Source organism: Bradyrhizobium sp. MI1.4 (assembly GCF_055811315.1).
Genome location: NZ_JBVVPP010000006.1, coordinates 64,068 through 84,546 on the forward strand (window position 1 = coordinate 64,068; position 20,479 = coordinate 84,546).

The 20,479-nt window shown below is 64.0% G+C and carries 20 protein-coding genes; 10 read left to right on the forward strand and 10 right to left on the reverse strand.

Annotated elements, in window-relative coordinates; genetic code table 11:
* Positions 1 to 139: 139 nt before the first annotated feature.
* From AC0L23_RS09040 to AC0L23_RS09050, 3 genes are all read left to right on the forward strand, one after another.
* Positions 140 to 1,927, forward strand: coding sequence for a flavin-containing monooxygenase (locus tag AC0L23_RS09040; RefSeq protein WP_085385480.1), 1,788 nt, complete (start codon positions 140 to 142; stop codon positions 1,925 to 1,927).
* Between the two features lie 52 nt (positions 1,928 to 1,979).
* A complete protein-coding gene (locus AC0L23_RS09045) occupies positions 1,980 to 2,957 on the forward strand; it encodes a peptidyl-alpha-hydroxyglycine alpha-amidating lyase family protein (RefSeq protein WP_018453226.1) in 978 nt (325 codons plus the stop codon).
* A 214-nt stretch (positions 2,958 to 3,171) separates the two neighbouring features.
* A complete protein-coding gene (locus AC0L23_RS09050; protein ID WP_007597381.1) occupies positions 3,172 to 3,729 on the forward strand; it encodes an HNH endonuclease in 558 nt (185 codons plus the stop codon).
* Positions 3,730 to 3,801: 72 nt separating this feature from the next.
* On the opposite strand, the gene AC0L23_RS09055 is transcribed toward AC0L23_RS09050, so the two are convergent.
* Complete coding sequence (locus AC0L23_RS09055; protein WP_473356817.1) at positions 3,802 to 4,803, reverse strand: glycoside hydrolase family 16 protein; 1,002 nt, start codon at positions 4,801 to 4,803, stop codon at positions 3,802 to 3,804.
* Positions 4,804 to 5,105: 302 nt separating this feature from the next.
* Between AC0L23_RS09055 and AC0L23_RS09060 the strand changes: the two genes are divergently transcribed.
* The 3 genes from AC0L23_RS09060 (at position 5,106) to AC0L23_RS09070 (ending at position 8,103) form a co-directional block, all read left to right on the forward strand.
* Entirely contained in the window at positions 5,106 to 5,327 is a 222-nt protein-coding gene (locus AC0L23_RS09060; RefSeq protein WP_018453224.1) for a dodecin, read from the forward strand.
* A 158-nt stretch (positions 5,328 to 5,485) separates the two neighbouring features.
* On the forward strand, positions 5,486 to 7,390 hold the full coding sequence (locus AC0L23_RS09065) for a sensor domain-containing diguanylate cyclase (RefSeq protein WP_085361091.1): 1,905 nt from the start codon (positions 5,486 to 5,488) through the stop codon (positions 7,388 to 7,390).
* A gap of 65 nt (positions 7,391 to 7,455) precedes the next feature.
* The gene (locus tag AC0L23_RS09070; RefSeq protein WP_085361092.1) at positions 7,456 to 8,103 is read left to right on the forward strand and encodes an HAD family hydrolase; all 648 of its coding nucleotides are present in this window, start codon (positions 7,456 to 7,458) and stop codon (positions 8,101 to 8,103) included.
* Between the two features lie 24 nt (positions 8,104 to 8,127).
* On the opposite strand, the gene AC0L23_RS09075 is transcribed toward AC0L23_RS09070, so the two are convergent.
* From AC0L23_RS09075 to AC0L23_RS09100, 6 genes are all read right to left on the reverse strand, one after another.
* The gene (locus AC0L23_RS09075) at positions 8,128 to 9,096 is read right to left on the reverse strand and encodes an ABC transporter ATP-binding protein (RefSeq protein ID WP_007597389.1); all 969 of its coding nucleotides are present in this window, start codon (positions 9,094 to 9,096) and stop codon (positions 8,128 to 8,130) included.
* Positions 9,093 to 10,088 (reverse strand): ABC transporter ATP-binding protein, encoded by a 996-nt coding sequence (locus AC0L23_RS09080; protein WP_085350758.1) that lies wholly within the window; start codon positions 10,086 to 10,088, stop codon positions 9,093 to 9,095. Before AC0L23_RS09080 ends, AC0L23_RS09075 begins: the two co-directional genes overlap by 4 nt.
* Positions 10,088 to 11,005 carry an ABC transporter permease gene (locus tag AC0L23_RS09085; protein ID WP_007597392.1) on the reverse strand — a complete coding sequence of 306 codons (918 nt, stop codon included), beginning with the start codon at positions 11,003 to 11,005 and terminating at the stop codon, positions 10,088 to 10,090. Before AC0L23_RS09085 ends, AC0L23_RS09080 begins: the two co-directional genes overlap by 1 nt.
* Complete coding sequence (locus AC0L23_RS09090; protein ID WP_007597394.1) at positions 10,971 to 11,930, reverse strand: ABC transporter permease; 960 nt, start codon at positions 11,928 to 11,930, stop codon at positions 10,971 to 10,973. Before AC0L23_RS09090 ends, AC0L23_RS09085 begins: the two co-directional genes overlap by 35 nt.
* Before the next feature lie 28 nt (positions 11,931 to 11,958).
* Positions 11,959 to 13,749: a peptide ABC transporter substrate-binding protein gene (locus tag AC0L23_RS09095; protein WP_085350827.1), complete on the reverse strand. Its 1,791-nt coding sequence runs from the start codon at positions 13,747 to 13,749 to the stop codon at positions 11,959 to 11,961.
* 261 nt (positions 13,750 to 14,010) lie between these two features.
* The gene (locus tag AC0L23_RS09100; protein WP_085361094.1) at positions 14,011 to 15,429 is read right to left on the reverse strand and encodes a M20 family metallopeptidase; all 1,419 of its coding nucleotides are present in this window, start codon (positions 15,427 to 15,429) and stop codon (positions 14,011 to 14,013) included.
* Positions 15,430 to 15,712: 283 nt separating this feature from the next.
* Between AC0L23_RS09100 and AC0L23_RS09105 the strand changes: the two genes are divergently transcribed.
* The 3 genes from AC0L23_RS09105 (at position 15,713) to AC0L23_RS09115 (ending at position 18,072) form a co-directional block, all read left to right on the forward strand.
* Positions 15,713 to 16,684: a S1C family serine protease gene (locus AC0L23_RS09105; RefSeq protein WP_018453218.1), complete on the forward strand. Its 972-nt coding sequence runs from the start codon at positions 15,713 to 15,715 to the stop codon at positions 16,682 to 16,684.
* A 28-nt stretch (positions 16,685 to 16,712) separates the two neighbouring features.
* Positions 16,713 to 17,783 (forward strand): alpha/beta hydrolase, encoded by a 1,071-nt coding sequence (locus AC0L23_RS09110; RefSeq protein WP_085361096.1) that lies wholly within the window; start codon positions 16,713 to 16,715, stop codon positions 17,781 to 17,783.
* Positions 17,784 to 17,865: 82 nt separating this feature from the next.
* On the forward strand, positions 17,866 to 18,072 hold the full coding sequence (locus AC0L23_RS09115) for a hypothetical protein (protein WP_085361097.1): 207 nt from the start codon (positions 17,866 to 17,868) through the stop codon (positions 18,070 to 18,072).
* A 77-nt stretch (positions 18,073 to 18,149) separates the two neighbouring features.
* Here AC0L23_RS09115 and AC0L23_RS09120 read toward each other — a convergent pair whose 3' ends face one another.
* The 3 genes from AC0L23_RS09120 to AC0L23_RS09130 form a co-directional block, all read right to left on the reverse strand.
* A complete protein-coding gene (locus AC0L23_RS09120; protein ID WP_085385482.1) occupies positions 18,150 to 18,809 on the reverse strand; it encodes a DsbA family protein in 660 nt (219 codons plus the stop codon).
* Between the two features lie 98 nt (positions 18,810 to 18,907).
* The gene (locus tag AC0L23_RS09125; RefSeq protein ID WP_085361099.1) at positions 18,908 to 19,384 is read right to left on the reverse strand and encodes a PaaI family thioesterase; all 477 of its coding nucleotides are present in this window, start codon (positions 19,382 to 19,384) and stop codon (positions 18,908 to 18,910) included.
* Between the two features lie 3 nt (positions 19,385 to 19,387).
* The gene (locus AC0L23_RS09130) at positions 19,388 to 19,816 is read right to left on the reverse strand and encodes an acyl-CoA thioesterase (RefSeq protein WP_018453213.1); all 429 of its coding nucleotides are present in this window, start codon (positions 19,814 to 19,816) and stop codon (positions 19,388 to 19,390) included.
* A gap of 109 nt (positions 19,817 to 19,925) precedes the next feature.
* On the opposite strand from AC0L23_RS09130, the gene AC0L23_RS09135 reads away from it, so the two are divergent.
* Positions 19,926 to 20,474 carry a TetR/AcrR family transcriptional regulator gene (locus AC0L23_RS09135; protein WP_085361100.1) on the forward strand — a complete coding sequence of 183 codons (549 nt, stop codon included), beginning with the start codon at positions 19,926 to 19,928 and terminating at the stop codon, positions 20,472 to 20,474.
* Positions 20,475 to 20,479 lie beyond the last annotated feature (5 nt).

The window sequence follows — 20,479 nt, forward strand, 5'->3', positions numbered from 1 at the left end:
AGGTCTCTCTCAACGAGCGCATTCCGCTGAAGCAGGGCCACATGTTCTCACTGCTCGGGTAATCGGCTATTGGCCGTCTGCGAAACAGTATAGCTTTCGACCGTAGAGGAAACGCCGCGGAGACGGCACGAGGTCGCGCATACTGGACAGGACCAAGGACATTGTCGCATCCGCGCAAGCCTGGCTCGATGAGGTCGAGCTAACGCTGGGCGCAGCCGATAGCGCTGCGCTGGATCGTCTTTTCCTCGCCGACAGCTATTGGCGCGATGTGCTGGCACTAAGCTGGAACCTGCAAACGATCGGCGGCGGCGACTCGATCAAGCGGGAGCTGACAACGCTCGCGGCAAAGGCTGCGCCGGGCAGCTTCAAGATTGCGCCGAACCGAGCGCCACCGCGCTGGGTGACGCGTGCCGGGACCAACACTATCGAGGTGATCTTCAATTTCGAAACCGCACTGGGGCGCGGCAGCGGCACCGTCAGGCTTGTGCCCGACGCCACCGACGGCGACCGCCTGAAAGCGTGGACGCTCCTCACCGCGCTCGACGAGCTCAAGGGCTTCGAGGAGCAGCTCGGCACCTCGCGGCCGCGCGGCCAGGCCTATTCGCGCGACTTCCGTGGACCGAACTGGCTGGACTTGCGCAACGGCTCGCGCGACTACGCCGATCGCGATCCCGCCGTGCTGGTGGTCGGCGGCGGCCAGGCCGGGCTCGCGATCGCGGCGCGGCTGAAACAGTTGAACATCGACACCCTGATCGTCGATCGCGAGGCGCGGATCGGGGACAATTGGCGCAAGCGCTACCACGCGCTGACCCTGCATAACCAGGTGCAGGTCAATCATTTGCCCTACATGCCGTTTCCGCCGAGCTGGCCGACCTATATCCCCAAGGACAAGCTCGCCAACTGGTTCGAAGCTTACGTCGAGGCGATGGAGCTGAACTTCTGGACCGGCACCGAATTCGAGGGCGGCGCCTACGACGATGCGAAAGACCACTGGACCGTCACACTGCGGCACACCGACGGCAGTGAGCGTATCATGCACCCGCGCCATGTGGTGATGGCAACCGGCGTCAGCGGCATCGCCAATGTGCCTGTCATTCCGACCCTGGATAACTTCAAGGGCACGCTGCTGCATTCGAGCCGCTACGAGGACGGCGAGACCTGGACAGGCAAACGCGCCATCGTCATCGGCACCGGCAATAGCGGCCACGACATCGCGCAGGATCTTCACTCCAGTGGTGCCGAAGTGACGCTGGTGCAGCGTTCACCTACGCTCGTCACCAATATCGAGCCGTCGGCCCAACTCGCTTATGCGACCTACAATGAGGGCACGCTCGAGGACAACGATCTGATCGCGACCTCGATGCCGACACCGCTCGCGAAAAAGACCCATGTGATGCTGACGGAGCAGTCGAAGGAGCTCGACAAGGAACTGCTCGACGGGTTGCGGCGCGTCGGCTTCAAGCTCGATTTCGGCGAGGCCGGCACCGGCTGGCAGTTCAAATATCTCACCCGTGGCGGCGGCTATTATTTCAATGTCGGCTGCTCCAACCTCGTCATCGAGGGCGCGATCAAGCTCAGGCAGTTTTCCGACATCGAGAGCTTCGTCACCGAGGGCGTTCGCATGAAGGACGGCACAACCCTTTCGGCCGACCTGATCGTGCTCTCGACCGGTTACAAGACACAGGAATATCTGGTGCAGAAACTGTTCGGCGACGCCGTCGCCGACCGGGTCGGCCCGATCTGGGGCTTTGGCGACGGCCTCGAGCTGCGTAACATGTATACGCGCACCAGGCAGCCCGGCCTCTGGTTCATCGCCGGCAGCCTCGCGCAATGCCGGATCAACTCGAAATATCTGGCGCTGCAGATCAAGGCGATCGAGGAAGGGATTTTGGGGCAGACTGGAGCGGCAGCGGCGAGCACCGCTTGAACAACACCGTAGAAGCAGTGTCGCACCACGATAACGAACAAGAGGAGAATTCATGCCAGCCATTCTCGGCACCGGCGAGCACCGCTACCGCGTCGTTGAAAACTTCGCAAAGCTGCCGGACGGATGGCAGCTCACCGACGTCGCCTCGGTCGCGGTCGACAGCAAGGACCGCGTCTACGTCTTCAACCGCGGGGCCCATCCGATGGTCGTGCTGGACCGCGAGGGCAATTTCTTGCGAAGTTGGGGCGAAGGCCTGTTCTCGCGCGCCCACGGCCTGCACATCGATGCCGACGACAATCTCTATTGCACCGATGACGGCGACCACACCGTGCGCAAGTGCACCACCGACGGCAAGGTGCTGCTGACGATCGGCATCCCCGAGAAACCGTCGCCGTTCATGAGCGGCGATCCCTTCCACCGCTGCACCCACACCGCGCTGTCGCCGAAGGGTGAAATCTACGTCTCCGACGGCTATGGCAATGCGCGCGTGCACAAATTCACGCCCGGCGGCAAGCTGATGACAAGCTGGGGCGAACCCGGCACCGATCCCGGCCAGTTCAACATCGTGCACAACATCGCCACCGACGCCGACGGCTTTGTCTATGTCGCCGACCGCGAGAACCACCGCGTGCAGGTGTTCGACGGCAACGGCAAGTACGAGACGCAGTGGAACAATCTGCACCGCCCTTGTGCGCTATGCTGTTGCGGTGGGGCTAAGAGCCCGACCTTCGTCATCGGGGAACTCGGCCCTGGCCTGGCCGTCAACCGCAAGGTGCCCAATCTCGGCCCGCGGCTCTCGATCGTGGACGCCAAGGGCAACCGCATCGCGCGGCTCGGTGGCGAGGAAGGCCCGGGCGTTGCGAGCGGCAAGTTCCTGGCGCCGCACGGCATCGCACTGGATTCCAGGGGCGACATCTATGTCGGCGAGGTCGGCGTCACCGATTGGAAGACCAGCTTTCCGGACGAGGAGATGCCGGCCGTGGTGCGCGCGACGCGATGTTTGCAGAAGCTGGAGCGCGTGCGGGAGTAGCTGCCTCGGCACATCCACGTCGCGCTGTCAGGATGACGCTGCCTCAACGGCCTCGGACTTGGAAATCACAGCGTTTTGCGCGCTTTGCCACCCCCCGGCCGCATTGCTTGTGCCGGAATAAGTCGCTCAACGGGCTTCACAATCCCGTCACGCTGCATGTAGTATGTCAGTTACGTGCTGCTTCGCAGCGTACATTGGAGGCCAGGAGCGTTACTTGAACGCACATGTCTCGCAAGGCCATTGGCCGGTGTTGGTGCTGAATGCGGACTTCCGGCCGCTGAGTTACTACCCACTGTCTTTGTGGTCGTGGCAGGACGCGATCAAGGCGGTATTCCTCGACCGCGTCAACATCGTCGCGCATTACGATCAGGCGGTCCATAGCCCCACGCTGCAAATGCAGCTGCCGAGCGTCGTCTCGCTCAAATCCTTCGTCAAGCCGACCACCCACCCTGCCTTCACCCGATTTAACGTCTTCCTGCGCGATCGTTTCGCCTGCCAATATTGCGGCTCGCCCGAAGACCTCACCTTCGACCACATCATCCCGCGCAGCAAAGGCGGCCAGACCACCTGGGAGAACGTGGTCGCGGCGTGCTCGCCCTGCAATTTGCGCAAGGGCAATCTGACGCCGGTGCAGGCCAAGATGTTTCCACGCCAGCACGCCTTCGCGCCGACCGTGCACCAGCTCCACCGTAACGGCCGCCTGTTCCCGCCGAACTATCTGCACGACAGTTGGCTGGATTATCTCTACTGGGATACGGAGCTGGATCCGTAACGTCGGCGTGCAGGCCCTCGGCAATCCATCGTTGACTCGCGCCGCCCAACGCCGGGAGAGATCAGCGAGCTTCTATCTGCGCGCCTGCTCCAGATCGATCTGATAGACGGAAATCCGGTCGATCTCGAATGCGACGGTAGGCGGCGACTCCGCGTCGACCGGACCGACGCCGAGAAAGAATTTGGATCCGATCGCGAGATTGACGATCATGTACATGGGATCGTCGAAACCGATCGGCACCTTGATGTCGGACACCGGTCTGCGGTCGATGAAATAGACCAGGCGATCCTCCTCCCACAGCACACCGTAAGTGTGGAATGCGCTCGACGCGTCGCCGACCGCGAAGTCGAAGCCGCAGGACTGAATCTTCTGGGTCGAGGGAATCCGCCAATGCGTCGTCATCACGAGATCGCCCGGCTTTTCGCCGCGGCCTTCCAGCACGTCGACCTCCGGCGGCCAGCCACCGTCATCCGCCAGCATCCAGAACGCCGGCCACACTGCGTGCCCGACCGGCACCTTGGCGCGGATCTCGAAATAGCCGTGCTTCTGCGCGAACGTGCCCTGGGTCGTCAGTATCCCGGAGATGTACTCGTTGTCGAACAGCACCGGCTTCAACCCCGGCGGGGTACGGCTGGCGACGATCGACAGCACGCCGTCCTTGACATTGAACGGATCGAGCCCGAGCGGCGCCGCGTTGCGCCCCGCATACCGCGGATCGACATAGATCTGTTGCTCGCCATTGGCGCTGGTCTTGCGCTTGAAGTCGGAGCCGTCGCCGCCCCAGTAACGCGCCTCCGGCCAGGCCGCGCCGCCGGCGTAATGCGGCACCCAGCGTCCGTTTGCCAGCGGATGCTCGTCAAAATCCTCGTTGAAGGTCCGGCGTAGCGGCAAGAAGACCAGCGAGGCCGGATTGACCTTCTCCAGCCGACGGCACTCGATGGTGGAGGGATCGGTCGTGACCTGCAGCGACATGCTCATCGGGGCACCGTCGAGATCGTCCTGCGCGATGGCTGGCGCGGGCACAACGCAGAGACCGATCGCAGCCAGAGCGCCCCTCGTCCAACGCTCGATCATCACCGCACTTCGAAGACGCCAGAGGAAAGGCCGAGGTTAGCTTACTCATATCGGAACCGGCAAGAGCGGGCCGGCGACCGCGCGCCAATTCAGGAGCGCCGCTTGCACACGCGATCCAGATTTTCGTGCACTTAGAAAAATTGGGACGCCTAGGCAGCGCTCGGAAGGCGAGCGGCAGGCTCCTGCCGGGACGGAACTCGGGGCGCCGGCATCCGTTCAGAGTCGAGGCCGGATGTCGCGCGGGCGCCAGTTGTCCGCGACAGACATATCCGGTCCCGCCACAGCACGAGGGGAGAATAGTCATGGCCACAAGCGAGACGGATCACGTCTACAAGATCCTGGAACTGGTCGGATCGTCCGAGACGTCGATCGAGGATGCGATCAAGAACGCGGTCAGCCGGGCCGCAAAGACCGTTCGCGAGATGAAATGGTTCGAGGTGGTGCAAACGCGCGGCCATATCGAGAACGGTGCCGTGCGCCACTACCAGGTGACGCTGCGGGTCGGCTTCACGCTGGATGAGTGAGGCAGAAAGGCCCGGCGCGCGGGGTCAGCCTGGTTAGCTCGACGATAGCCCGTCAATTGTCGAGGATTGTTCCGACCGGAAGCGCACAATCCGCACGGAAGTTGCAACAGCCCGTTAAGGCCAAAGTGAGAGGTTTGCGCCGAAATGGAGCAAGCCTGATGACCACGGGCCGCGAACTCGGAAAGACGCGCCTTCCGCTCTGGGCAGCGGGTTTCGTCATCCTGACCTGCTTCGCCATCCTCGGCTTGAGCGCCTGGCGTGAATGGGAAACCCGCAATGCCGATCTCAAGAACGCCGAGATCGACGTCGCCAATCTGGCGCATTCGCTGATCCAGCACGCGGACGACACCTTCGAACTCGTTGATACAATCCTCGTAGGCCTGGTCCACCGGCTCGAAATCGACGGGACGGGTCCGGACACGATCACCAAGCTTCAGGCCTATCTGCCGACACGAAAATCATCGGACCGGATCCGCGGCATCTTCGTTTATGACGCGAGCGGGCAGTGGCTTGCCACGACCGAGCGGCTCGACTTCTCCAAGCTCAACAACAGCGACCGCGAATATTTCCAGCGTCATCGGGACTCGCCGGAGATGGGCACGCTGATCGGACCGCCCGTGAAGAGTCGAGCCGGGGGCCAATGGGTCGTCACCGCGTCCCGCCGGATCAACGATGCCGACGGCGGCTTCGCCGGCGTTGCCCTGCTCACGATCGACGTCGGCTATTTCGTCAAGTTCTACGAGCGGTTCGACATCGGTACGAACGGCTCGGCATCGCTGCTCAACGATAGCGGCATCATGCTGGCGCGCAGCCGCGACGACAGTGGCGGCTTTGTCGGACGCGACCTGTCCAATGCGCCCTTGTTCAAGGGATGGGAAAGTCGCCCCGCCGCAGCAGTCTACTATTTCAAGTCGCCGCTCGATGGCGTCCAGCGGCTGAGCTATTACCAACGCAGCAGCCGCTATCCCCTAATGGTGCTGGCGAGCAAGTCGCGGGACGACGTGCTGGCGCCGTGGCGGCAAGCCGCGGCTGCGCGCACCACCTTCGTCCTCGGCCTCGTGCTGCTGATCGCGGTGATCGGCTTCTACCTGGTCCGTCAGCTCGTACAGCGGCAGCGCACGGCCCAGGCCCTCGTCGTCAACGAAGCAAACTTCCGCCTGTTGGCCGAGCAATCCAGCGACATGGTGACCCGGATCGGGCTGGACAACCGGCTGCTCTACGTTTCCCCCTCGTGCGTACGCATCACGGGCTGGTCCTCCGACGAGCTGCTATCCACCTCGGCCCTGGCCGGCATTCACGCCGACGACATGGAGCGGGTCGAGCAGGCTATCGCCGCGCTTAAGAATGGCGAGGCCGAGGAGACGCGGTTCGTCTATCGCCACCGTCATCGCGACAAGGGCGAGATTTGGGCGGAGGCGGCGTTGCACGTGACCCTGGCGTCGGACAGCGGTGAGATCGACGGCGTCGTCGCGGTGGTGCGCGACATCACCGAGCAGAAGGATCTTCAGGACAAGCTCGCCTCGCTTGCAACGACCGACGGCCTCACCGGACTCGTCAACCGGCGCGCGTTCGACGAGCGCCTCGCCGAGGAATGGGCCCGGGCCCGGCGCGATGGCACGCAGCTCTCGCTCCTGCTGATCGATGTCGATCATTTCAAGAAGTTCAACGACCAATACGGGCATCTGGCGGGCGACGGATGCCTGCGCGCGCTGGGCCGGATCCTATCAACCCACACCAAGCGCCAGGCCGACGTCGCGGCGCGCTACGGTGGCGAAGAATTCGCCGTGCTGTTGCCGAACACCGGTCCCGAGGGCTGCGCCGAGGTCGGCGAAGGGATTCGCAAGGCTCTGCACGATCTCGCCATGCCGCATGCGCAAAGTCCCCCCTCGCGCCTGGTGACCGCAAGCGTTGGCGGCGCGACGAGTCTGCCGTCCCAAACCACGGCGGACTGCAGCACGCTGGTCGGCGCCGCCGACCGCGCGCTCTACGCCGCCAAGGACAACGGCCGTGACCGGCTGGTGATGTCGGGACAGGTCGTTCCCTGGCCCGCCAGGAGCGCGTGACGGATCGACCGTTGGCCCGATTTGTTGCCTGCGCTCCAGCGCGGTATGGCTTGGATCACGGCCGGATGTTCGGCCAATCCGAGAGTGCTGCGGTGACCGGTCAAATCAAACTCGTCCTCTTCGACATGGACAATGTCCTCTGCGACTACGACAGGGCAAAGCGTGTCGCATGGCTGGCGAAGGTTGCGGGGACCACGAGCGAATCCGTCCACAAGGCGATCTGGGACAGCGGCTTCGAGCTGCTCGGCGATTCCGGCACACTCGATGCCGCGGACTATTTGCGGGGTTTCGGCGACCGCATCGGCTATCCGCTGTCACTGCACGAGTGGATCGAGGCGCGACGCCGTTCAATGCAGGCCGATCGTGCCATGCTGGAGATTGTCGGCAGCTTGCGTCAAACCGTCGACATTGCCGTCCTGACCAACAACACGACGCTGGTCGCCGACCATATCGCAGCGCTGCTGCCGGAATTGCCACCGCTGTTCGGCTCGCGAATCTACGCCTCGGCCCGGTTCAAGACGGCGAAGCCGGACCCGCGCTGCTTCCGCCTCTGTCTGTCGGAGCTCGACGTCAAACCGGAGAACGTCCTGTTCGTCGACGATCTCATGGCCAATGTCGCCGGTGCGCGAGAGGCGGGCCTGTTCGCGCATCACCACACCTCGGTTGAGGCTTTCAGGCGGGCCCTGTCGGAGCACGGCCTGCTTCACGCATGAATGCGCGATCCGCTTTTCCCGGCGTCAGGCGAGATGGCACGCCACAAAGTGCCCGCCTGCTCCCTCCTTCAGCTCCGGTGCGCTTTCCGCGCAACGCGGCTGGGCGATAGGACAGCGGGTGTGGAAGTGGCAGCCCGACGGCGGCTTCATCGGGCTCGGAACGTCGCCCTTGAGGCGGATACGCTCGCGCTTGAGCTTGGGATCGGGCACCGGCACCGCCGATAACAGCGCCCTCGTGTAGGGATGCTGCGGATTGCGGTAGAGGTCGCTGGCCTTGGCGAGCTCGACGATACGGCCAAGATACATCACCGCGACTCGGTCGGAGATGTGCTCGACCACCGACAAATCGTGCGCAACGAAGAGATAGGTGAGGTTCAGCTCCGCCTGGAGATCTTCCAGCAAGTTGATGACCTGCGCCTGGATCGAGACGTCGAGCGCAGACACCGGTTCGTCGCAGACGATCAGTTTCGGCTCGACCGCGAGCGCACGCGCGATCACGATGCGCTGGCGCTGACCGCCGGAGAATTCATGCGGATAGCGGCGCATGTGCTCGGCCTTGAGCCCGACCTTCACCAGCAGGCTCGCGACGCGATCCTCACGCTCCTTGGCGGATGAGCCGAGCTTATGGATGACGAGGGCTTCGCCGAGGATGGCGCCGACCGTCATGCGCGGATTGAGGGAGGCGAACGGGTCCTGGAACACAAGCTGCATGTTCCGCCGCATCGCGCGCAAATCGTTGCCGCCGAGCTGGCGGACATCCTGACCGTCGAACACGACCTCGCCGTCGGTCGGTTCGATCAGGCGCAGCACGCAGCGTCCCGTCGTCGACTTTCCGCAGCCGGATTCGCCGACGAGGCCGAGCGTCTCGCCGCGGTTGACCGAGAACGAGACCCCATCGACGGCATAAACGCTGCCGACCTGGCGCGACAACAGGCCGCCATGCACGGGAAAATATTTCTTCAGGCCGCTGACGCGGAGCAGGGGCTCGGTCATGCTGCGCCTCCCAACTGCGTATCTCCCAGATGACAGGCCATACGGTGGCCGGGCGCGATCTCGCGCAGCAGCGGCTCCCTCTCGGTGCAGACGCTCATGGCGTGGCGGCAGCGCGGGGCGAAGCGGCAGCCGACCGGCGGATTGATCAGGATCGGCACCGAGCCGCCGATCGCCTCCAGCCGCACCTTGTGCTCGCTGGCGAGATCGATGCGCGGGATCGAGCGGATCAGTCCCTGGGTATAGGGATGGCCGGGATTGCCAAAGAGGTCGTCGACGGGCGCCTCCTCCACCACCTTGCCGGCATACATCACGACGACGCGTTGCGCGGTCTCGGCGACGACGCCCATGGCATGGGTGATCAGCATCACCGCCATGCCGAAGCGTTCCTTCATGTCCTGGAGCAGGTCGAGGATCTGCGCCTGAATAGTGACGTCGAGGGCCGTGGTGGGCTCGTCGGCGATGATCAGTTTCGGCTTGCAGGCGAGAGCCATCGCGATCATCACACGCTGGCGCATGCCGCCGGAGAACTGATGCGGATAGTTGTGCACGCGGCCTTCGGCGTTGGGAATCTGCACCAGCTTGAGCATCTCGATGGTGCGATCGAGCGCCTGTTTCCTGGTGACATTCTCATGGCGGCGCAGGCTTTCGGCGATCTGCTCGCCGATGGTCAGCACCGGATTGAGCGAGGTCATCGGCTCCTGGAAGATGAAGCCGATCTCCTTGGCGCGGATCTCGTCGAGCTGACTGCTCGTCAGCGGCACGAGATCGCGGCCCTCGAAGATGATCTCGCCTGCCGCGATGCGGCCCGGCGGCATCGCGATCAGCTTCAGGATCGACATCGCGGTGACGGTCTTGCCGCAACCGGATTCGCCGACGACGCAGAGCGTCTCGCCGCGGTTGATGGAGATGTCGACACCGTCGACCGCCTGGAGGATGCCGTCGTCGGTGGAGAAGTGGGTTTTCAGTCCCTTGATCTCGAGCAGCGGCGCCATCAGATCACCCGCCGCGCATCGAGCGCGTCACGCAGGCCGTCGCCGATGAAGTTGATGGCGACCACTGCGATGAAGATCGCGCCGCCCGGGAACAGCGCCCAGTGCGGGCCGATGTCGAGAAAGTCTTTCGCGTCATAAAGCAGCCGGCCCCAGGTCGGCGTATCCGGCGGGAAGCCGAGGCCGAGGAAGGACAGCGTCGATTCCGCGATGATGGCTGCGGCCACGTCGATGGTGCCGGCGATGATCACCGGACCGAGCGCATTGGGCAGGATATGGCGCACCACCTGCCGTACCGGGCTGGCTCCGAGAGCGCGCGCGGCTTCGACGAATTCCTTCTCGCGGATCGACAGGAACTGGGCGCGAACGAGGCGGGCGACCGGCATCCAGCGCAAGCCACCGATCACGAGCACGATCAGGATGAAAATGCCGCCCTCGGGGCCGAACGCTGCCTTCAGCCCGTCGCGGAAGAGATAGATCAGCAGCAGCAGCAGGGGCAATTGCGGCAGCGACAAAAAGAGATCGGTGAGCCACATCAGCCCATGGCCGAGCGCGCCGCGCGACATGCCGGCGAGCGCGCCGATCAGCACACCGACAAAGACCGAGACCAGCATCGCGGCGAGACCGACCGCGAGCGAGATGCGCCCGCCATAGATCATGCGGGCGAGGATATCCTGCCCGAGATCGTCGGTGCCAAAGGGATGGGCCAGCGACGGCCCCTGCATGCCCGCCACGATGTCGATGTCGTCGATCTTGACCCGCCAGATAAAGGGGCCGACCACCACCGCCAGGATCAGAACGAGGAGCAGGAACGCGCTGACCACGGCAAGCTTGTGGCGGCTATAGCGCCGCCACGTCTCGCGCCAGGGCGAGTAGACGCGCCGCTCAGCGGAGGGAGATGCGAGGGTCAAGCCAGCCATAAAGAACGTCCGCGATGAGATTGAACAGCACGACCAGGCACGCAAAGACGAAGGTGACGGCCATCACCACCGGCGTGTCGTTGGAAAGGATGGAGGAGATCAGCAGCGAGCCGATGCCGGGGATGCGGAAGATCTGCTCGGTGACGATGGCGCCGCCGAACACCGCCGGGATTTGCAACGCAATCAACGTGACGACCGGGATCATCGCGTTGCGCATCACATGCTTGATGATCACCCGCCTCTGGCCGATGCCCTTGGCGCGCGCGGTGGTGACGTAGTCGAGCCGGATCACGTCGAGCATCGCCGAGCGCACGAAACGCGTCATCGACGCAGCCTGGAACAGGCCGAGCACCGCCACCGGCATGATCGCCTGACGGATCATCTCCAGCACCCAGTGAATCCCCGTGCCCTTGATGTCGGTCGTGTAGACGAAAGGCAGCCAGTCCAGCGTGACCGAGAAGATCAGGATGAACAGGATGCCGGTGAAGAAGGTCGGCAGCGAGAAGCCGACAAAGGCGAGCGTGTTGGCGACCTGGTCGAACAGCGAATAAGGTTTCGTCGCGGCGTAGACCCCGACCGGGATCGCGATCAGGAGCGCAAGGATCTGCGCCGAGCCGATCACGTACAGCGTCGTTGGCAGTCGCTGGAGAATGAGCGTGTCCACGTTCATTCGGCTGACGAAGGAGAAACCCCAGTCGCCGTGCAGCATGGCGTTGAGCCAGTGCAGGTAACGAAGGTAGATCGGATCGTCGAGGCCGAACTTCGCCCGAAGCGCGAGAGCGACTTCGGGCGGCACGTTCGGATTGGTCGCTAGCTCGGAGAAGGGATCGCCCGGGGCGAGTGCGAGCACGACGAACAGCACGAGCGAAATTCCGAGCAGGCTCGGAATCGCGATCAGGAGGCGACGCAGGACATACTGGCTCATGAAGAAGGACCGCTCTAGGCGTGCGTGATCATTCTTCGCGGTACCAGTCGAACAAATTGTCGGTCTCGTTGGCCCAGCCGGAAACGACCGGGCGCAGATTGTTGGCGGCCGCCTCGACCTTCAGACGGTGCTGCACCGGGATGAAAACGATGTCCTGGTACATGAGATCATTGGCCTTGATGTAGAGCGCCGCGCGCTTGACCGGATCCATTTCGCCGTCGGCGGCCAGGATGGTCGCGTCGTACTCCTTGTTGACCCAGCGCGGGAAGTTGGTGCCCTGCCACTTGTTCTCCTTGGTGGCGACGAGGTTCGAAAGGTAACGACGCATGTGCTGCGACGGATCGGGCTGGCTCAGCGGGATCTGGAACATCTCCATGTCGGCGTAGAACTTGGAATAGGTGTCGGGATTGCCGACGTCGGAGGAGAAGAACACGGAGGCGACGACCGATTTCAGTTCGACGTCGATACCCGCCTTCTGGCAGGCCTGCTTGACGATGGCCTGCGTCTTCTGGCGCGGCCCGTTGATCGCGGTCTGGTAGAGGAGCTTCAGCTTCTTGCCGTCCTTCTCGCGGATGCCGTCGGCGCCCGGCTTCCAGCCGGCGTCGTCGAGGATCTTCGAGGCCTTCTCGACGCTGAACTCCCACGAGGTGTTCTTGGACACGAATTTTTCGGGCCCGTTGAGGAAGTTGGCGGTGGTGCGGCCGGCGCGGCCGTAGATGGCCTTCTTGACCGATTCGCGATCGATCAGCAGCGAGAGCGCCTTGCGCACCGCTGGATCAGAAAACAGCGGGTGCTTGGTCTTTATCGAGGAGCGTTCGCCATCGACCTCGGTGTTGGGATCGGTGAAGTTCAGCGCGATGAATTCGGTGTCGCCGCCGACGGCGTAGACGGTTTTTCCCTTGCCGCCCTTCTCCAGGCGCAGCAGCACGTCGTCCTCGACCTGAATGTTCCAGCCGAAATCATATTCGCCAGTCTGGATCACCGCGCGCGCGGCAGAGACGGCGTCGCCGCCGCCCTTCATCTCGATCGAATCGAAATAGGGGCGGTTGGCCATGTGATAATCGGGATTGATCACGCCGCGGACAAGATCGCCCGGCTTGAACTCGACGAACTTGTAGGGGCCGGTACCGACCGGCGAGAGGTTGGTCGGCGCCTCCCGCGACTTGGACCCCATATAGTCCTTGAACAGATGTTTCGGGATGATGGTATTGGGAGCCCCGACAAAAGCGTCGGCCCAGAACGGCGTCGGCTTGTTGAACAGGATGCGGACCGTGAGGTCGTCCACCTTCTCGACGGTGATGTCGCGGAGCGTCGCGATGGTCAGTGCGGAGGTCGCCGGATCCTTGGCATATTCCCAGTTGAAGACGACGTCGTCGGCCGTGAACGGCGTGCCGTCATGCCATTTGACGCCGGGCTTGAGTTTCCAGGTCACCGACTTGCCGTCGGCGGCGAGGCCACCGTTCTGGATCGAGGGAATTTCGGCGGCCAGGACCAGCTTCATGTTGCCGTCGGGATCCCAACAGGCGAGCGGCTCGTAGAACAGACGCGCGCCGTCCTGGTCCTTGGTGCCGGTGGCGAAATGCGGATTGAGCAGGGTCGGCCCCTGCCACCACAGCAGCTTGAGCGCGCCACCGCCGCCGCGCTTGGTCGGCTTGTAGGTCGAGGCGCCCTCGGCCATGGCGACGCCGCCAAGGGCGAGAATCTGGTTGGCCAAAGGCGCGGTGAGACCCACGGCGGCAAGACGCTGAATGAAGCCGCGGCGATCCATCCGCCCGTCCTTCACGTCACCGATCATCGAACGCAGTTGTTTATCCAGCATGGTTGTCCCCGTCTGGTTCCCGTATGGATGCAGGCGGTCGCGCGAGGCGACCACCGGGCTTGGCTGGCGGTAGATGGCACACCGAATGGGGTGCGCGTCAACTGCGACCGTGTGTATGCAAACGGTCTTCTGACTGTCTGTTGGGCAAAACCATATTCCGCAGCCCATCCGATCGGCAATCCAGCATCAAAACACGCTGAATTCCGCGCTGCACTGCAGAAAATTTGATCGCCGCATCAGACGAAGTATCGAGGCGAAATTCTACGCCACGGACATGTCGAGCGGCGGCGCGACGTGGTCTGGCAGCGGACAGACGTAAGGCGTCTTGGCTGTCCGCTTCTGGAGGTCAGCCTTGGCAGCCTTGATCAGCTCCGGGTCCGTCAGCGCCTTGATACCGATGCCGGCCATCGCCTTGGCGGCCTGCACCATGGCCTTGTGCGCATGCGCGCTCTTGCCCTGCGCGACCACCTGCCAGGTGTGGAAGGGCGTACCGATTGCAACCGTGGGTGCGTGGACCTGCACGGTCGGCACCACCCAGCTCACGTCGCCGACGTCGGTCGAGCCGACCAGCGGATTGCGCTTGGCATCCAGTGGCACCAGGAAGTCAGCCAGCGGCCGGTCGGTCGGCTCCATGCCGATCGCGTAATAGACCGACTCGATGTCCTTGTCGCTCAGCGTTGCGCGGATCTCCGTGGCAAAGCCCTTGTCTACGTCGTCGAAATGCGGCGGTCCGAGCTCTTCCATGACCCGATGCAGCGCCTGCTCCAGCGGCGTGTTCGGCAGGATGTTGGAGACCGCGGAGATGATCTTCATCTCGACCTTGGTCTCGGTCATCAGCGCCGCGCCGTCCGCGATCTTGCTCACGCGTCCGACCAGCTCGTTCATGCCGGGCAGATCACGGGCGCGGATCGAATAGCGCACGCGCGCATGCGCCTGCACCACGTTCGGGGCGATGCCGCCGGTGTCGAGCAGCGCGTAGTGCACGCGCGCGTCGCTCGGCATGTGCTCGCGCATATAGTTCACGCCGACATTCATCAGCTCCACGGCGTCGAGCGCGGAGCGGCCGAGATGCGGCGAGGCCGCCGCATGCGAGGTACGGCCGGTGAAGATGAAATCGGCGCGGGTGTTGGCGAGTGACGGCGTCACCGCGACTTCCCAGAAGCTGTGCGGATGCCAGGTGATGGCGATGTCGGCGTCTTCGAATGCACCGGAGCGCACCATGAAGGCTTTTGCCGCGCCGCCCTCCTCCGCGGGGCAGCCGTAATAGCGCACGCGGCCCGGCACCTTGTTCTCGGCAAGCCAGTCCTTCACCGCCGTCGCGGCGAGGAGAGCTGCGGAACCCAGCAGATTGTGACCGCAGCCATGGCCGTGGCCGCCAGTCTCGACCGGACGATGCTCCGCGACGCCGGCCTCCTGGCTCAGGCCCGGGAGCGCGTCATATTCCCCCATGAAGGCAATGACCGGTCCGCCCTCGCCCCATTCGCCCATCACCGCGGTCGGAATGCCCGCGACCTGCTCGGTGATGCGGAAACCCTGATGACGCAACTCGGCGAGATGCTCGGCGGCGGATCGCGCCTCGGTGTAGCAGACTTCGGGCATGCCCCAGACCTTGTCGCTGAGGTCGATGAAACGTGCCTTGATCGTGTCGATGCCACGCCAGATGTCGCTGCGGTTGTCCATGCTTCGGCCCCGTGATCCCTCGGTCAAACGAAGCGGCAATGGTTAGCAGCTTCATTGTACCGCGCCTAGCACCTCGCCGGACAGCAGCCATGCGGCCAATGCCGGAGGCCCGCTCGACCGACCGTGCATCAAGCCTTCCCGCGCCTTTCAAAGATTTCATCCGGTGCCTCGGGAATAGTTGGGGAACGAGGCTTTCAAGACGGCCTCCTCCGGCCTAAATTATCCGTGCTTCGCGCGTCGTTCCGCTAATCGGCGGAGCGATGCTCTCAGCCAGGAGAACTCCATGCCCGCCCTGACCGAATGGAGAGTGCCACCGGCCAATCAGCCGCGTGCGAGCGATTACGGTTTCGATCTCGACCGCGCGCTCGCCTCCGTCGTCGGCCTGCATGCCATCATCCCGCCGGACGCCTTCAGCGCCGAGACACTGGGGACCGAACGCGCCGGCAACGGCGTCGTGATCGACGACGGGCTGGTACTCACCATCGGCTACCTCATCACCGAAGCAGAGTCCGTGTGGCTGCATGTCGGAGACGGGCGCGTGGTGGAAGGACATGTGCTCGGCTTCGATGCCGTCACCGGCTTTGGCCTGGTGCAGGCGCTCGGCCAGCTCGATGTCGCCCCCTTGCCGCTCGGGATCTCGGCCGAGACCCGGCTCGGCGACCGCGTCGTGGTCGGCGGCGCCGGCGGACGCACGCGTTCGGTCGCGAGCCAGATCGTGGCCAAGCAGGAATTCGCCGGCTACTGGGAATATCTGCTGGACGAGGCCATCTTCACCCATCCCGCGCACCCGAATTGGGGCGGCACGGCGCTCCTCAACGAGCGCGGCGAGCTGATCGGCATCGGCTCACTGCAGCTCGAACGCGAGCGCGAGGCCAAGGCCGAGCACGTCAACATGATCGTGCCGATCGACCTGTTGAAACCGATCCTGGACGATCTGCGCAAATTCGGCCGCGTCAACAAGCCGGCACGGCCGTGGCTCGGACTGTTTTCGACCGAGATCGACAACCGCGTGGTTGTGATCGGGATCTCCGCCAATGGTCCCGCCGCCCGTGCCGAGCTCAAGACCGGCGACGTCATCCTCGCGGTCGACGGCGAGAAGGTCACGAGCCAAACCGGCTTCTACAAGAAGCTGTGGGGCCTCGGCGCTGCCGGCGTCGACGTGCCGCTGACGGTACATCATGAAGGCGTCACCTTCGACGTCACGGTGACCTCGACCGATCGCTACAAGCTCTTGAAGGCGCCGAAGCTGCACTGACGATCAGAACTGACGCAAGGAAGCGACGATGAGCGAGGCCGTCGTTGACGATATCGTGGCCGTGCTGCCGCCGCTGCTCAATGCGCTGGAGGCGCTCGCCTTTTTTCAGCGCAACCTGCACCCGCCGGCCTTCGGCTCCGTGATGAATGCGATTGGCGCTCCCGACGAGGCGTTGCAAACGGCGCGCGCGGCAATCCGAGAATGGCCGGAGGAGTTCACCGGACTGCGCGAGCGGCTCGATCGTGCCTGCGACGAGACGCTCGCCGCCTTTGCCGGCCTGCGCGAGGTCGAACGTGGCAATGGCGACCTCGTCGCGGTCTTCCGCGCACTACGTCATGTGCCGCGCGCGCAGGAGGCACTCTATCCGCTGGCCGTGCGGTTTCCGCCGGTCAGCAGTTTCTTCCTCAACGCCGCGAATCGCGAGAATGCCGACCTGTTGTCGCGGCTCGAAGCCGGCGCGGACGCGCACACCGGCATCATCCACGATCACAACGAGCCCGGCAGCCGCGGTGGCTTTTCGGTCTACGTGCCCGAATATTATACGCCCGATCGCGCCATGCCGCTGGTGATGGCATTGCACGGCGGCAGCGGCAACGGCCGCGGTTTCCTGTGGAGCTGGCTGCGCGATGCCCGCAGTCTTGGTGCGATCCTGGTGGCGCCGACCGCGACCGGCCCAACCTGGACGCTGATGGGTGACGATTCCGACACGCCCAACCTCATGCGCATTCTCGAAACCGTGCGCAGCCGCTGGACCATCGACGCCTCGCGCATGCTGCTCACCGGCATGAGCGACGGCGGCACCTTCTGCTACGTCACCGGCCTCGACGGCGCCTCGCCCTTCACGCATCTCGCGCCGGTGTCGGCGACCTTCCATCCGCTGATGGTCGAAATGGCTGACGCTGCGCGTCTGCAGCGCCTGCCGATCTTCATCGCGCACGGCAAGCTCGACTGGATGTTTCCGGTGCAGACCGCGCGGCAGACGCAGGCGGCCCTCGCCGCCGCCGGCGCCGACGTCACCTATCGCGAGATCGACGACCTCAGCCACACCTATCCTCGCGAGATCAACGCGGAGCTGGTGCAGTGGCTGAATGGAGAATGAACAACCTCTCCTTACCTGCGCCCTACTGCCGCGGAACAATCGATCCGGGCCGACGTTATCGCCCGTCATCGGAGGTTTCGCCATGCGGATGTTTCTTGGAATGGTTTTGGGCGCGCTGCTGCTCGGCTGCGGCGTGTATGTCTATGACTCCATGCAGACGTCGTCGGTTGCTCATGGCGAGGTCGCGACGACCAATCGCACCATCGTAAACTGGGATGTCGCCAAAGCCGATTGGGACGCGCTGCGCGATCGCGCGCACAAGGACTGGGTCCGCATCTCCTCCAAGTAACGACGTGGTATCGTGAATGAGGCGCCGTCGCGGGTCCGCGGCGGCGCCTTCGTATTGCGCGGTGAATATCGCTCGGCTCAGTTCATCTTGGCCTTGCGGGCGTCGGCGATGACCTGCTCGAACTCGTTCATGCTGAGCACGCCGGGCACGCGGTATTTGCCGACGATGAAGGACGGCGTGCCGCGGAAACCGAAGGCTTCGGCCTGCTCGTTGTTGCGCTTGAGCACCGCGTCGATGTCCTTGGCGTGATCGGCGAGATCGCGCTTCAACCGATCCATGTCGACGCCGGCCGCCGCGAGCAGTTCGTTGATGCGCGGCTCCGTCAGGCGCGAGCTGACGCCCATCATGGCGTCATGGGCCTGGTGGTACCTGTCCTGGAATTTCGCCGCCAGCGCGGTCCGCGCCGCCGTGACCGAAACCGGACCGAGAATCGGCCAGTCCTTCATCACCAGCCGGACCTTGCCGTCGTCCTGGATGACCTGACGCAACTCGGGCTCGAGCTTGCGGCAATAGGGGCAGTTATAGTCGGACCATTCGATGATGCTGATATTCCCGTCGGGATTGCCGGCCACGGGAACGTCGGGATCGCGCAGCACCTTGGCTTCGGTCAGCACCTCGTCTTCGTCGGTTGCCGCCCGCGCCGCGGTGATCCCACCGGCGACAAGGGCGCCCGCTCCAATCAGCGTCAGCGCCGCGCGCCGCGTCGGCACAAGGCTCTTATTCCTGAATCCAGCCATATCTCGTTCCATTTCGGTCCCATTTCCGTGGATACGGTCCGAGACTGGGAATTGTTACAGGTCATATAGAGTGTCGCGGCGCCGATGTCATCGCCACGCTATGCCGGTATCGGGGCCGGCGCTTGGGAAGCGGCAACGCGGGGCAGCATTGCCATCAGCGTGCCGGTCATCGTGGCGATCAACGTGACCTTGCCCTCGTGCTCGGCAAACGCCCTGGCCTCGCAAAAGGTCAGCGTGCGGCCGGGCTTGACCACCTCTGCCTTGAAGACGAAACGCTCGCCCCGTGCCGGCGCGAGCAGCGTAGTCTTGAACTCGACGGTGAGGATATCGGCCTCGCGCGGCATCAGGGTGAAGGCGGCGACACCACAGGCATTGTCGAGGCCTGCGGTAATGATGCCGGCGTGGACAAAGCCGTTCTGCTGTGTGAGGGCCGGCGAATGCAGCATGGCTAATTCAGCCTCGCCCGGCGCAAGGCGGACGATCACGATACCGAGCGTGTGCATCGCCGGCTGGCCGTCGAACATGGCGATGGCAGCCGCGCGATAGCCCGGGTTCTTCGGCTCATATGCAGCCATGGCTCAGGCCTCCGCCTTCTCGGCGAGGTGCCTCAAGGCCACCTCGCGGATGGCATCCGTGAACGGCACCGATTTGCGCTGGCTCCGGTCCATGTGCACGCCCGTGATCTCGCAGAACGCGGCGATCTCGCCGGTCTCGGCATTGGTCATGTCGTGCCGGAAGCGGATCGATTTGTCGCGGATCTCAAGCAGATGGCTGCGGATCTCGACGATGTCGCCGGCGCGCAGCTCGCGCTTATAGGTGATGTTCTGCTGCACGGCGGCCATGCCGCGGCCGGAGCCGCGCAGATAGCTCGGCGTCAGCCCGAGGCGGGCGAACAGATTCCAGTTGGCCTCGTCGAATTTGCCGACATACCACATGATGTTCATATGGCCGACGTGATCGCACTGCCATGGATAGACCGTGCCGCGATAGGTCGCCTCCTGCTCCATCGCAATTCTCCCTGGCCTTTTCTGCCTTTGATTGTCGATACGGTAGCGTATCAACCTCCTCCCGCGTTAGCAATACGGCACCGTATCAAGAATCGGCGAGGCTGCCTGCATGAGTGACGGCAAAGGCGATGTCTGGGTCGAGGCAGGGCTCACCGAGCTCGCCCGATCGGGAGTCGAGGGGGTTCGGGTCGAGGTGCTCGCCAAGAATCTGGGCGTCACCAAGGGCGGCTTCTACCGCCGCTTCGCCGACCGTGCCGCACTGCTCGGTGCCATGCTGGAACGCTGGCGCGAGGGGCGCTCAACGGCGATCGCGCAGCAAACGAGTCTCGATGGCCAAGAGCCCCGTGAACGGCTGCGGGCGGTGATCCAGCTCTATTCGGAGCGGCTCAATCCGGACGGGATGGCAATCGAGCTTGCGATCCGGCAATGGGCTCGCTCGGACGAGGGCGCCGCGGCAGCGGTGGCGAACGTGGACGCCGCGCGGCTGAAGCACGTCGCCGAACTCTATCGCGCGACCGGCCTCGATACCGATGCAGCCGAAGCGCAGGCCTTCCTGTTCTACTGCTTCATCTTCGGCCAGAGCCTGCTGTTCGTCGAGCGCGGCCCGCGCAAGCGATCGCAGCTCGTGGCAAAATCGGCCGAGAAGCTCCTGGATTAAAGCAA